A 13,223-nucleotide genomic window follows, 5' to 3' on the forward strand; every position below is an offset into this window, starting at 1 on the left:
CGGAAGGTCTTGGGCTTCTGCATGCCCCATTCTCTCGCCCAGATCCATTGCAGTCACAAGGATCTGGGCAGATTCATGGGCGTCTGTGGAGAAGGTCGGCAGTGATCTATGCGCAACAGCCTCCTAGAAGAGGCCCTGGAGCTCACCGATGCTGATCCCAGGGCTCATTAGAAGTTATCCAGAAGCTTGTGGCTGAGCAGGTTCTCGCCAGCCCAGGAGCTCCAGCATTCCCCTGATGTCGTGAGCCAGGGCGGCCAGGCCCTCGGTGATGGACCAGAACCCATCGAGCCGCAGCGCGTACATGGCCAGGCTCCGGAGCGTGGCCATGATCTGGACACCGTTGGCCTCGCGGTAGCGGTGGGCGTCCTCCTTGAGCTGGGTGTCGCGGGGCCAGTGCCAGATGTTTTCGATGGACCAGCGGTCACGCACGTGACGCAGCAGAGCCTCCGCGCCAGTGCGCAGACTCGTGACGTAGTAAAGGGTCTCGTCGGTTGGCTTGCCATCGCGGCGGCCTTTGCCGCGCACGGCGATCACCGTGGCGCTGCCAGGCCAGTTCTCCACCACCCACTCCGGAGCCGGCATCGCCCTCAGCGTCCAGGTGATGTCTTGCCTGTGTTTGCACTCGCGCTTGCTGGCCTGCAGCGGCGCCTTCCTGCCATAGGTCAGGCGAGCCTTGATCACCTGAAAGCCCTTGTGGCGGCTGTGTTTCACCGCGTACCGCTACGCGGAAGACTGGCGTCTACAAGAAGTCGGCGCCACGCTGCTCGAGGTAGAGGGAAAAGGGCGGTTGGCATGCACGCGTCCGCCTGGACCAGCAGCCCCTCAAGCTCCACGCGATCCAGCAGCAGGCGCAGCGCCGCGATCTCACCACCGGCATCGGTGGCGTAGGTGCTCTGGGCTATGGCCACACCCAGGCTGTTGGAGTGGAAGCTCACCTGGGCGATAAAACGCGCTGCGCCGGAGGCGGTTTCGTCGATTGAGCCCCTGAGCGTCTTGCCGTCACAGACCAGGGTATCGACGGTCTCTGTCACGCCGGGCTGGGCCGCCATCCACTGCTGCAGCAGGCCCTCAAAGCCCTCCACATCCAGCTGAGCCAGCAGCAGCCGGAACGTGGAATCCGACGGCGGCTTGGCGACATGAGTGCCGAGCAGCTCGTTAAGCGTCTTGCGGTGGCGTTTGGCAAAACGCTCCATGCCCATCAGTGAGCCCTGGCCACTCCTGATGGCCAGGATCGCCACCAGCAGCATCCACCACTGCGAAAAGCGGATCCCCCGGCGCATCCGGCAGTCCGGCAATGCCTTGAGGAAGCTGATCAGATCGCTTGCAGCAGCGGGTTTCTGGAGCGGCGAGGCCAACGGACAGGAGCAAGTCCTGCGCACCAAACCGGAGCTTGCGGCGCCGCGCCAGCGCTACTGGGACAGACTACTAATGGGCCTTGATGCTGATCCGTCTGCCCAGCCAGACGAACCCATCAGCTGAACCGCACCAGCTCCTCCCTCGATCTACACAGAACACCTCAATCGCTGAGTTGCCAATTCAGCGATCAGGGTTCATCGTGGATCAATGGAGCTGCGTAAACAGCTTCCCAGCAGTCATGCCTCGACTGCTCCTGTCCACCCTCCAGATAGGGTCACAGGACCTCCTGAGTTACACCACTCGAAGGGGCGCTACCGAGGAGCCCGATCCGATCCTCGCGCTACCCTTAACCGTGGCCGCCTGAGTGGCAGCCAAGGAGTGACACCTTTCCTGAAAGTCACCGATCATCGACTGGTCATTCCTTCTGCGGGCTCCGCGGATTTCCCTGCGCACCACCGTTCTGATGTGTCTGGTACTGCTGCTCACGTTGTTCTGGGATCTGATCACCGCGGGGACAGAGAACCATTTGCTTAACTTCCAATAAATTGTAGGGAGGGATTGGCGTAATTAAGCGATTTATTTCTTCGCTTAGCTTTGCTTGCAAAAGTGAATTTGAATTTTCCAGTCAAGCTAATAGCCGGATTCGTCTGCCAAGGCACTTTCGGTTTGTCCAGATTGATTTGTCGTTTCTTTGAACGTGCGCAGCACCTGCTTGAGTCGCAACTTGTAATAGGCCTTGTTCCCAAGCTGCTCTTTGGCAAACTGCCAATCTGAGGAGGTTAACTGTTGGCCATTGTCAATTAACTGGGTCATGAAACCAAGTATGTCTTTACCCCTTATCCGGCGCTCCCTTTCTCGTGCTTCGCTTTGAAGCGATGAAAACATGTCTACGCTTGAGCGCCACGCACCAATATGGCCATGGAGAAGATTCCACCTTGGCACAGAGAGGTACCAAGCGGGCCACTCACTAAAAAATCCATCCATCGCGATGATGTTTAAGCCGGTATCTTGAAGAATAGGTGCATAGATATAAGAATGAGCGTGCAGGTTGCCGATGGCCCTTGAATAGGCACGCTTTAAGCCAGTTGTTACGTGATGAGTGCGGCAAACGACCTTCGATACTTGATGAAGATGCGAACCAAGCCCATCATGTTTGGGACTCATGAATTGATCAAAGTTTAGATAGGATACTTGTTTCTTTTCAAGGCCAGCCCAGTCGGTCTCGCTCATGTCTAAGAGAATCGTGAGTGCAGCAGGAAGATCATTTAACCCGCAAATTGTCGATATTGACGTATCCATGTTGATTTGATGGTCGTCATCACCGATAATCCAGGTCCATTCACCTGTGGCATGTTCGAATGCGCGTAAAAAGTTCAGATCAATACCGACATTAACAGGATTTCGAAGGCTTTTGAGAAACAGTCTGTTGCTCTTTGCTTCGTTTTTTATTCTTTCCCAAGTATTGTCACTGCTTGCATTGTCGATGACAACAACCTCAAAATCATGACAATGACCTTGTTGAGCAGATGCAATATTGTCCAATTGTTTTTCCAATAAATCCGCACGATTCCAGGTTGGTATGCAGATGCTTAGCTTGTACGGGGCTGAGCGACATTGATGCTTTTCGCTTTCGCAGGCAATAATGGGCATAATTTCATAAAAAAACTCAAGAATACCATTCAAGCTCAACAAAAGCAAGGCCTGCGCTCAGCCTCTCTGATGCTGCACTTGCCTCCTTGGCCTAGACGAGATTCTGCGTCATACTCTGCCAGCCATTCCAACAGTGATTTAGCCTGATGGTACAATATAAAAATAATTTGGCATCGGAATCTAAATCGCGAATTCCTTTCTTGAACCCCATCAGATAGTGGTGATGCTCGAGCAGACAGATACGCTCAGGCCTGAAATTGACAAATATATGAGAATATTTTAAAGCCGAGTGTTGACATATTGGCTTGTTGCCTAAGATTTAACCAGTTGCTTTAGGCGGTGAAGAAACAAGGCTTTGTGCTTATTGATAGATAATTTCAGGCTTCTTATGTATGTACTAACGCCAATGGCCGACTTGGTTGGCGCAGCTGGGCTTCCTTCTCTTATGTCTAAGCAAGTATTCACTATTCCTGATATCTGATTGGCTGCATAAGCTTTTTGTTCGTCTGTCAAGTGCTTGGTCAGGCTGTAGAACTGTGAGGAGGAAATGAAATATAGTGGCAAAAGCTTTTCTTGCATTCTTAGGCCCTCATGATCGAAACCAGGTTCATAGACCATTCTAACACAGGGACTAGAATCGTAGTAGTGGAAATAAGATATTACGCTATCTACAAAAGTTCCTTTATGGCAGGTGAATACTTGCAAATACATGTCAAGATCTGGCGCCAGAGTAAATGCAGGCATCATTGAACCAATGCCCTTGTTTAATGAAGACAAGCATCTACGACGGAAGATCAAGGCATTCGCATCACCAAACGGATTGCGAGAGTCGAATATCATTCCTTCTGACGCTAGTAATCTCATTTTTGCAGGATCTGTCAAATCGCTATGGATTAGACTTCTAAATTGGTTGACAATGTCAAAGTAGCTGGTTCGAAAACTTGTTGTTTCAAACACTGCAATAGTGCGACCAATGACATAGTCAATATCGCCTTTGGACAGGATCTGGATCGTTTCGGAAATATTGAATACTGGCATTATGTCATCCGCTAACTGTAGTTTAAGGTATTCGCCTTGGCAGAGATTTAGAGAAAGCAGCCAATTGTCTTGAGCAGATATTGTTTGGTGAAGATGGATGCATCGGGTTCCAGGATACTTATCTATGATATCGTCAAGATCTTTGCGCGAGACGTCATCGCTCGCATTGTTAAGCACAATAATCTCATGCTCAACACCAGATAGCACGCAATTATAGATGCAGGATTTGAGTGTTAATTCCAACGATGAAGCTTTGTTGAAAAGGGGAATGGCGATGGAGAACATTAGCTTTTATTCACCGAGGCAAAAACAAGGCATGTTTAGACTGAATGCTATCTATTAAACTAAACATAGACTTTGCCTCTCATTTTTCTAGTAAGTAGATCTATAAATTGCTTGATCCACTGATCAGCGATGTCCGCGAACCGTTGCGGAACTGACAGCGTTAGAGCTGAGCAGTCCAGACCAGGGCCTCTTCGTAGCGCTCGCTGTGGGTGGGGGATTGATCAGTCATCACCAGATTTTGAATCCAGCTGGACCCTGGAAGCCATCCTTGTGCTGATGCACCTCTCGTGCGAAACCGAACCATCGGCCCGCTGAAGATCCTTCCCACCAGGGATCCCGCGCTCACTCCTCCTCGTCGCTGCCGCCGGCCGGCACCAGGCGGATCTGCTTGCGACCTAGCTTGATCTCAAACTCATCGCCTGGCCTGAGATCGAGCATGGCGGTGTACGCGTTACCCACCAGCAGATTGCCGTTGCCCTGCACCGTGGCCACGTAGCTCAAGCGCCGGCCACCCTTCCCCTTAGCACTGCCGTTCCCTTCCCCAAGACTGACGCCTTTGGCCTCGAGCAGAGCCTCGTAGAACGCGGTGAAATTCAGCCGTTCGTTGCCATCTTTTTTGGTGCTGACGTAGCCGGCGGCCCGCACCAGATCGGACTTGGAGGCATCGCCCTGCTCCTTGACTTTGGTGAGCAGATCAGAGCCGGTGAGAGCCATGTTGGTGAATTAAAGTTCAGTACAAGCATAACGACGCTGCCGCTAGCCGCCAGGCCAACAAGGTGCGTTTCTCCATTTCTTCACCAGAGGTTTAGGCAGCCCACAGCATCGCCATTCCCATCCAGATAGGTATGACACTGGCGCAGCAACTCCTGGCTGCGTGCAAAGGAGCCGATCTCACTGCAGCGACCAAAGTCCAAGGGACGGGTGATGCCGCCCGGCACCCTCCCCACCCCGGTGCGGCGGCGGGACGACCGGAACTCGGCATCGAGAGACTCCTTGGCGTGGCACTGGCCCAGGTAGCGGTGGCAGGCGTAGCCTCAGGTCCGGGCAGGGGAGAGGGCATGCCGTCCTCCACCAACAGCCTCTTAGCGGAGTCCATGCAGACCAGCGGCCAACCTCCGTGGCGGAGTCGCGAGGCCAGTCGTCAAGCTCGGCTTCGAAGATCGTCTGGCAGACCTCTTCGGGGCAGCTGGCTTGCCTTGGTTCCAGCTGCACGCCCACGCCAATCGGAACCACGCACAGCTCCCCGATCAACTGCGCGGGAGAACCAGGGCGGGCCAGAAACCACAGCTGAAAAGTATGGCCATAACAAGGCCAGCGGCGCTGTCCCCGGTTGTGCTCTACACAGCCGAGGATCGGATCAGAGCCGACCAGCCGACAACGAAACCTGCCGTGTCCCCTGGCGTCTTAGCCGCCATCAAGACACGAAAGATCCAGTCGCGGCGGCGCCTTTACTAGGCTACATGTATCAGGCAACACCATTGCCGCCGTTTGCTGCACTCGTTCATTGGATCATCCGGCTCTCACGATTGCTGGCTCTGTTCCAGGGAATGCAAGGGTTGAAGCAGATCGAATAGGGGCAACTTTGGGGCAACCCCATGGTATTGAGCCCATCTTACGCCCTGCGGCCCCGGCATGGCGCTGGTCAGCGCGGAAGGGAGCTTCCTGGAGGTCAATACGGCCCTCTGCCGCTTGCTGGGTCGCGACGCGGTCACACTGCGCCTGATCTTCGAAAACCTTGCCTCTGCACGACCTCAGATGGCCTACACCCGCACCGATCGGGAGCAGATGCTGGAGAACCAGATGGGAACCGAAACCACGTTTCCATTTGGGAACAAGCCTCCAACGATGTCATCGGGCATGGCCTGACGCCCCCATGACTAGCTTGGCAGAGGCCTTTGGGCTTGCCGTGTGGGTTGCGGGCGCAAAAGCCTACCCAGGGATACCACTGTTGACAACTAGACATGTAGAAGTTGCAGAAATGAATGGATGTAACTGCCGAGATGGCGCCCTGACGTCTAGGCACTTAATGTCATTCAGTAACAAAACACATATGCAGCTCAGCTCAACCACGCTACGGAATCAAGCCATTTGAAGCAAACCCAATGTGGGAGTGGACGAGAACCGTGCTGCAGAACCAATAGGAGGGTATGGCGGCACACCACTCCTCCTGGACATCCAGGAGTCCAAATACACCAAGACCTTTCTTTGGAATGACGCATCAGCCAATGGTCTATTCATTGACAAATCACAGGATTAGAAATGACGGGCGCCCTATTGCCGCAATCAAACAGACAGATGCCGAGAGAATCTACCGCTAGATGACATTCAATAAGGCCCTGGGCGCAAAAGTGGTGGCTAAACAGTCGCAGTGGAGGAAGGCTGGCCTCTCTGCGTTGCTCATCGGGCTTGTGGCCATTGTTGCTGTCGCCATTAAGGGTCAGCGGGTAGCGATACCTGTTGCCATTGGCATTGACTTGCCCCTGACAGCTGGAGCAGCAATAGATCCGAGTGACAAGAATGCTGGGGACTTGTACAAAGAACAGAACCCCAGCAGCCCCATTGAGATCCATGATACCTACAATAGTCCGGATCCCAAACAGGCATTTAACGATCTGGAGCAAGCCATTGAAAAAGGTATTCGGTTCTTCATCAATACACAAGCCTCCAGCCATGCAGTGCAATGCCTGGAGCTTTTTGCCTCCGACCAGGCCTTATCCATCAATGTTTCAGCGACCACTACCCGATTAAGCGACCGCGATGACTACTTCCTGCGACTCATACCCGACCTGGAGAAAGAGCAGTCATTCATAGCAAATGAAGTTGCCGGGCTGAAGGGTGGGCGCCTATTAATTCTACAAGACACTGGCAATCTAGCGTATAGCCAGCCGGCACTGCAAGTGTTTCGCCAGCAGCTGAAGAGCAGCAACAAGTGGCAGCTCCACGTGCAGCGAATACTTTTCACAGACTATCATCCGAAGCAACTTCAGGCTCTGATGCAACAGCCCTGGAATGGGCTTTACATTCTCGGCGGTGCCTATCAGCCATCAATCGGCAACATGGCGCAGCAATTTTACCAAGTTAATCCCAGGGCCCCGATCGTGTTCACCCCCTGGGCCCGCTCTCCTGCGTTGCTTGCCAACGCCGGTGAAGCCGCCAATCAGGTCGTGCAGATCAGTTCCTATCCTGATGCATCCAGAGATCCTGCCCTGAAGGTTTATCTGCAGAGCTTTCAGAGGCGCTTCGGCTATGAGCCTCATGCCATGAGTCTTGGCACGCGCCAGGCCCTGGAACTGCTGGATCAAGCCTTTGCCCAAGGTCACCGGACACCAAATGCGGTCAAGCACTATCTGCTGAGCAAGCCCGTTCACTACACCAGCCTGGGAACGATCCGCTTCAATCGCTTCGGGGACAATGTCGGGCAGTTCCATGCCTATGGCTTCACTCCAGGCAAACCGTGAAACAGCGGCGATTGCCTACCTTATGGCAGAATTATCTCCTCCAAGACATTTGTGTTCTAGGGCTGCTGTTCTTTCTCTTTGCAAGTTCTGGTATAGTCGCGCTGAGTGAACTTCGTAGGCGTTATATCAACATCTACCGCGCAGAAGCTGAAAAAGTTGAACTCACCTTAAGCGAAAAGCTACAGCAGGCCAGGGCCCAGCTGCTTTTATTCTCTCGACTGGCACAGGCACAGAGAAACCAGCAAACAGCAGCAATGCTGATCGATTTTTCTGAACTCTATGAATTAAGCCCGCAGCTGAAGCTCACAGTAGTGATCAAGAGTTTATCTCGGAGCCAAGTCTTTCCGGGATTTTCCCTGACCCAGAGCCCTGTGGCCAGCTATCTGCGACAGGAGCGCGGCGTCAATGCTTACTCACCACTTTTGAGGGGCTTTGAAGACAGCCGTGCAAGCATCTACATCATGCTGAGGGGCCCTGACGAGATCTTGTTGGGGAGGGTGAATCTGGAATCGCTGCAGAAGTTCCTGCGCCAGTTCGGCAGTACCGCGCAGACCCCTGTCTTGCTGGTGGCAAGGGATGGATCCGTGTTGCTTGCCAGTGATCCTTCCTTGCGCATTCCCGCCTTTCCAATTCGGGAAACCATGCAAGCCCAAGTGGTTAGCGAGCCACTGGTCCTTGCTGGTCAGCGCTGGATTCCAATCCTCACACCAGCCAATTCAATTGGTGCAACCATCGTAACCTTGGTGCCAATGCGTGGCCTGGCTAACGATCAGCGAGCCATCGTCATCTTGTTACTGCTCGCCGGCGGTGGCAGCGGCATCCTGGCCCTTCTCAAGTCACGGCGCATGCGCCGTGACTTTTGTCAGCCGATTGCTCAGCTCACCAACAGCATGCGTTGCCTTGAGGGAGGCACCACAAGCGGCGAATCAGATTTTCCAGCGGCCAGCTTTTCAGAGCTCAACACGATCCAGTCAGCGTTCCGCACGATGGCGCAGGCCATCAGCGAACGCGAGCAGCAGCTGCGCCACCGCGCCAGCATTGATGAGCTCACCGGCCTACTATCAAGGAGCGAACTAATGGAGCAGCTTCAACAGCTGCTGAGCAAGCCCGAACGGCGTCGCCAGGGCGAAAGCCTGGCGTTGCTGTTCTGCGATCTGGACAGCTTCAAGGAGATCAATGACAGCCTGGGCCATGCCACTGGCGACGCCGTCCTGCGCGCGGTGGCGGAGCGACTACACAGCTGTCTGCGGACCAGTGATCTGGGGGGCCGAATGGGGGGCGATGAGATGGTGGTGGTCCTGCATGCCGTGCCTGATCTGGAGTCGGCCTTGGCTGTTGCCAAGAAGATCAGGCTGGCCATCGCCCAACCCATCAAAACCCCGGCGCTCGACATCGGCATCACGGCCAGCATCGGCGCAACCCTGGCGAGGCCCGATGAAGGGATGGACGAGCTGATGGCCCGAGCTGACATCGCCATGTACGAAGCCAAGCAGGCTGGCCGCAACCGCGTCATTCCGATCCGCTGAAGCAACTTCCACTCCCAGGCCCAGGTTCATTGGAGAAGCTCATCCACCACACCCTGCTTTGCACCTGGAGCCCACCACTCCGAAAGTTCCTGAACAGGCAGCTGTTCGTCCGCCGGTACGCGCAATTGAACACTGAGGTGAAGCGCCTCCATCAGGAGCTGGACTGGAGCCCGCGGCCTTACGTTCTACGTTCAGCACCCCTCAGGTGAAACTGGTGACGGAACTGATGCCGTGATGGCTCGCCCCAGCAACTCGCTGGCCAGGGAGCGGCGCAGTACCAGCGCGGGCATGGGCTGCGGTATGAACAACATCCGGCTGACGCCAGCGACAGCGCGTCGCGGCGCCCCTGGCTGGTCATGCTGATCGTGGCCCCCGCTGCCGATCCGTGCGTCTCGCTGCGTCCCAGCCGATCTGGTCGCTGCCCCTGGAGGAGGTCCGTCAGGCCCTGCAGACCTCAGCGCAGGGCCTGAAGAGCGAAGAGGCCGAACGACGCCTGGCGCAGTTCGGCCCCAACCGCCTCCCGCCCGCCAAGCGCCGCCCCCTGGCCCTGCGCTTCCTGGACCAGATGGTCCACTTCATGGCCCTGCTGCTGTGGATCGCCGGAGGCCTGGCCTTCGCCGCCGGCACTCCCCAGCTGGGCTGGGCCATCTGGGCGGTGGTGCTGATCAATGGCGTCTTCTCCTTCTGGCAGGAATTCCAGGCCGAGCGCACCCTGGCCGCCCTCACCCGCGCCCTGCCCAGCCAGGTGCAGGTGTGGCGCGACGGGCAGCTGGGCTTTCTGCCGGCGGAGGAGCTGGTGGCGGGCGATCGGGTTCGGCTCGAGGAGGGGGATCGGGTCCCGGCCGACTGTCGGGTGAGCATCGCCCACGCGCTCTATCTCGACCTCTCCGTGCTCACCGGCGAGTCCCTGCCGGTGGCGCGCCGGAGTGATGCCCTTGAAGGCGCCCAACAGCACGCGAAGGTCAGCACCAGTGAGCGGGCCAACCTGGTGATGGCCGGCAGCACGGTGGCCTCAGGGCGGGGGGAGGCGTTCGTCTACGCCACCGGCGCCGAGACGGAATTCGGACAGGTGGCGAGGCTGGCGGCCGGCACCACCCGCGGCGCCAGCACGCTGGAGATGCAGGTCAGCCGGATCGTGCAGACGATCTGCACCATCGCCGTGACCATGGGCGTGGTCGCCTTCGGCCTCAGCGTCCTGCTGGTCGGGATGGCCCCGCTGGAGAGCGTGGTCTTCGCCACCGGGATCATCGTGGCCAACGTCCCGGAAGGGCTGCTGCCCACCGTGACCCTGGCCCTGGCCATGGCGGTGCAGCGCATGGCGAGCCGCAAGGCCCTGGTCCGCCGCCTGTCGGCGGTGGAAGCCCTGGGCTCGGTGAGTGTGATCTGCTCCGACAAGACGGGCACGCTCACCGGCAACCGGATGGCGGTGGAGAGCACCTGGCTCCCTTTACCCGAAGAGGGCCTGGAGCGGCTGCTGTTGCGCGCCGCCTCCCTGTGCTCCAACGCCCGTCTCGAGGCGGCGGTGGCCGGCTCTGGTGGAGCCACCGAACCGAGGCTGGGAGTGGGGGATCCCACCGAAACGGCGATGCTGGTGGCCGCCGCTGCGGCAGGGCTGGTGCCGGAGGCGTTGCCAGGCCGGCATCCACGGCTTCGGGAGATCCCCTTCGATTCCCTCCGCCGCCGCATGACCGTGCTGGTGGACTGGAGCGACCATGCCGACGATCTACCGATCGTCACGGGGGGCACCCTTGTGATCACCAAGGGGGCCCCCCTGGAGATTCTGGCGCACTGCACCAGCTGGCTGTCCTCCGGTGGCGTCGCTCCCTTGCCCGGCGAGCTGCGCCAGCAGGTGGTGGCCGCCAACGATGGGCTGGCCGCCAGAGGCTTCCGCGTCATCGCCGTGGCGCTGCGCCGCGGCGATGACCAGTCGACGACCGTTCCAAGTGAAGACCTGGAACGCGGCCAGATGTTCCTCGGCCTCCTGGGTCTGTACGACCCACCACGGCCGGAGGTGCCGGACGCGATCAGGCAGTGCCGCGAAGCCGGCATCAAGGTGACGATGGTCACCGGCGACTACGGCCTCACGGCCCAGGCGATCGCCCAGCAGATCGGTCTGCTCGATCCCCCCCGATCGCCGGACCGGTCGACGGCGCAGCAGCAGGCCAGCGCCGACCCGGTGCGGGTGATCGAGGGCTCCACCCTGGCCCAGATCAGCGACGTGCAGCTGCGCCAATTGCTCAAGTACCGCCGCCGGCTGGTGTTCGCCCGCATGGCGCCGGAGCAGAAGCTGCGCCTGGTGCAGGCTTACCGCGCCCTCGGCGACGTGGTGGCCGTCACCGGCGACGGCGTCAACGATGCGCCGGCCCTGCGCGCCGCGGATGTCGGGCTGGCGATGGGGATCAGCGGCACGGATGTGGCCCGTGAGGCCGCCGACATCGTGCTGCTCGACGACAACTTCGCCACCATCGTGCAGGCCGTCCGCTACGGCCGCTCGGTGGTGACCAACATCGGCCGCTTCATCACCTACGTGCTGGCCTCGAACGTGCCGGAGGTGCTGCCCTTCCTGGCGATGGTGATCGCCGGGATTCCCGCCGCCCTCACGGTGCTGCAGATCCTGGCCGTCGACCTGGGCACCGACCTGCTGCCGGCCCTGGGCCTGGGGGCCGACCCACCCGAGCCGGGGGTGATGCGCCTGCCCCCGCGCCCCAAGGGCCTGCCGCTGCTCAACCGGGCCGTGATGGTGCGCGCCTATCTGGTGCTGGGGGTGGTGGAAGGGCTCGTGGCCATGGCGGGGTACCTGCTGGCCTGGCGGGCCAACGGCGTGGGCTGGAGCCAGCTGCGCGTCCTGGCCCCCCAGCTGCTGCACCACACGGCTGACGCCGGCGTGGTGGCGATCCAGCAGCAGGCCACCACCGTCACCTTCTGCCTGATCGTGGCCGGCCAGATGGGCACCCTGCTGGCCTGCCGTAGTGACCGCCGCCCGGCCTGGGCCCTGTTGGGTCTTCCCAATCCTTTGCTGTGGCTGGGTTGGATCAGTGAACCGCTGCTGGCCAGTGCCCTGGTGCTGCTGGCTCCGGTGGCGGCCGTCTTCGGCATGGCCCCCTTTCCCCTGACCTGGCTGGGTCCGATGGCCCTGGCTCCGGTGCTGGTGATCCTCGTCGATGCCCTGGACAAGCGCTGGCGAACGAATCGTTGAGGACAGTGAAGATATCCAAAGAACGGCCAAGGCAATCCAGGCCGAACGGGGAGCTTCAATAAAATTGAGTTGACAGAAGAAGCCCAGGACTGTCTACCGCCTACCTCTCATCATGGTCTCCTTAGGATCACTTCAGAGGCAGCAATCAGCACAACTTTATCCACACCAAACTGTCTACGGCAAAGGTGGGGATTCATCACTGTGGAACCCACGACAGATCCACGCAGGCTCTTTCACGATTCAGGAGCAACCACCATGGCCATCATTCCTTCGGAAACCCTCAAGGACGTCGAAGAACTCTTCGACCGCTACACCCGCACCCTGCCCTGGCCCTGGCCTTCGGCTCGCAGCAGCAGCACCGTCACGATGGCCGACTGGAATCCCCGGGTCGACATCGTCGAAACCGACGGTGCCTACGAGATCCAGGCCGACATTCCCGGGGTCCGCAAGGAGGACCTCAAGGTGACCCTCGACCACGGGGTGCTCACCGTGCAGGGGGAGAGGCAGCTGGAGAAGAAGCAGGACAGCGCCCGCATGCACCGCGTGGAGCGCTTCTACGGCCAGTTCTCCCGCAGTTTCACCCTGCCGGAGGACGCCGACACCGCTGGCCTCCAGGCCGCAGCCAGGGAAGGACAGCTGACGGTGACGGTGCCCCGCAAGGGGCCCGCCCCCAGCGCCGAGCCGACCCAGGTGCCGATCCAGTGACGTCCTGCT

General features: G+C 58.5%; 10 protein-coding genes. 5 read left to right on the forward strand and 5 right to left on the reverse strand.

Features of this window, described 5'->3' with window-relative positions:
- Positions 1–174 precede the first annotated feature (174 nt).
- The 5 genes from KBZ33_RS16215 to KBZ33_RS16235 all read right to left on the reverse strand — a co-directional run bounded on the left by KBZ33_RS16215 (position 175) and on the right by KBZ33_RS16235 (position 5,043).
- Entirely contained in the window at positions 175–711 is a 537-nt protein-coding gene (locus KBZ33_RS16215; RefSeq protein WP_254954435.1) for an ISAs1 family transposase, read from the reverse strand.
- On the reverse strand, positions 708–1,379 hold the full coding sequence (locus KBZ33_RS16220) for an ISAs1 family transposase (protein ID WP_255011848.1): 672 nt from the start codon (positions 1,377–1,379) through the stop codon (positions 708–710). Before KBZ33_RS16220 ends, KBZ33_RS16215 begins: the two co-directional genes overlap by 4 nt.
- A 607-nt stretch (positions 1,380–1,986) precedes the next feature.
- Positions 1,987–3,045 (reverse strand): glycosyltransferase family 2 protein, encoded by a 1,059-nt coding sequence (locus tag KBZ33_RS16225; RefSeq protein WP_255011847.1) that lies wholly within the window; start codon positions 3,043–3,045, stop codon positions 1,987–1,989.
- Positions 3,046–3,318: 273 nt separating this feature from the next.
- Complete coding sequence (locus KBZ33_RS16230; protein ID WP_254954433.1) at positions 3,319–4,329, reverse strand: glycosyltransferase; 1,011 nt, start codon at positions 4,327–4,329, stop codon at positions 3,319–3,321.
- Positions 4,330–4,671: 342 nt separating this feature from the next.
- Positions 4,672–5,043, reverse strand: a complete 372-nt coding sequence (locus KBZ33_RS16235) for an AbrB family transcriptional regulator (protein WP_254954432.1) — start codon at positions 5,041–5,043, stop codon at positions 4,672–4,674.
- Positions 5,044–5,961: 918 nt separating this feature from the next.
- On the opposite strand from KBZ33_RS16235, the gene KBZ33_RS16240 reads away from it, so the two are divergent.
- From KBZ33_RS16240 to KBZ33_RS16260, 5 genes are all read left to right on the forward strand, one after another.
- Entirely contained in the window at positions 5,962–6,195 is a 234-nt protein-coding gene (locus tag KBZ33_RS16240) for a hypothetical protein (protein ID WP_254954431.1), read from the forward strand.
- A 452-nt stretch (positions 6,196–6,647) separates the two neighbouring features.
- Positions 6,648–7,787, forward strand: coding sequence for an ABC transporter substrate-binding protein (locus KBZ33_RS16245; protein WP_254954430.1), 1,140 nt, complete (start codon positions 6,648–6,650; stop codon positions 7,785–7,787).
- Positions 7,784–9,313, forward strand: a complete 1,530-nt coding sequence (locus KBZ33_RS21640; protein WP_254954429.1) for a GGDEF domain-containing protein — start codon at positions 7,784–7,786, stop codon at positions 9,311–9,313. Before KBZ33_RS16245 ends, KBZ33_RS21640 begins: the two co-directional genes overlap by 4 nt.
- A 385-nt stretch (positions 9,314–9,698) precedes the next feature.
- On the forward strand, positions 9,699–12,509 hold the full coding sequence (locus KBZ33_RS16255) for a cation-transporting P-type ATPase (protein WP_254954428.1): 2,811 nt from the start codon (positions 9,699–9,701) through the stop codon (positions 12,507–12,509).
- Positions 12,510–12,764: 255 nt separating this feature from the next.
- A complete protein-coding gene (locus KBZ33_RS16260) occupies positions 12,765–13,214 on the forward strand; it encodes an Hsp20/alpha crystallin family protein (protein WP_254954427.1) in 450 nt (149 codons plus the stop codon).
- Positions 13,215–13,223 lie beyond the last annotated feature (9 nt).

The organism is Cyanobium sp. Cruz-8D1, from assembly GCF_024345975.1.
Lineage (GTDB): Bacteria > Cyanobacteriota > Cyanobacteriia > PCC-6307 > Cyanobiaceae > Cyanobium.

Bases quoted from the DNA above. Each gene is read 5' to 3' on its own strand.
- KBZ33_RS16245 (WP_254954430.1), top strand. From the start codon at position 6,648: ATGACATTCAATAAGGCCCTGGGCGCAAAAGTGGTGGCTAAACAGTCG.
- KBZ33_RS16240 (WP_254954431.1), top strand. From the start codon at position 5,962: ATGGCGCTGGTCAGCGCGGAAGGGAGCTTCCTGGAGGTCAATACGGCC.
- KBZ33_RS16235 (WP_254954432.1), bottom strand. From the start codon at position 5,043: ATGGCTCTCACCGGCTCTGATCTGCTCACCAAAGTCAAGGAGCAGGGC.
- KBZ33_RS16230 (WP_254954433.1), bottom strand. From the start codon at position 4,329: ATGTTCTCCATCGCCATTCCCCTTTTCAACAAAGCTTCATCGTTGGAA.
- KBZ33_RS16260 (WP_254954427.1), top strand. From the start codon at position 12,765: ATGGCCATCATTCCTTCGGAAACCCTCAAGGACGTCGAAGAACTCTTC.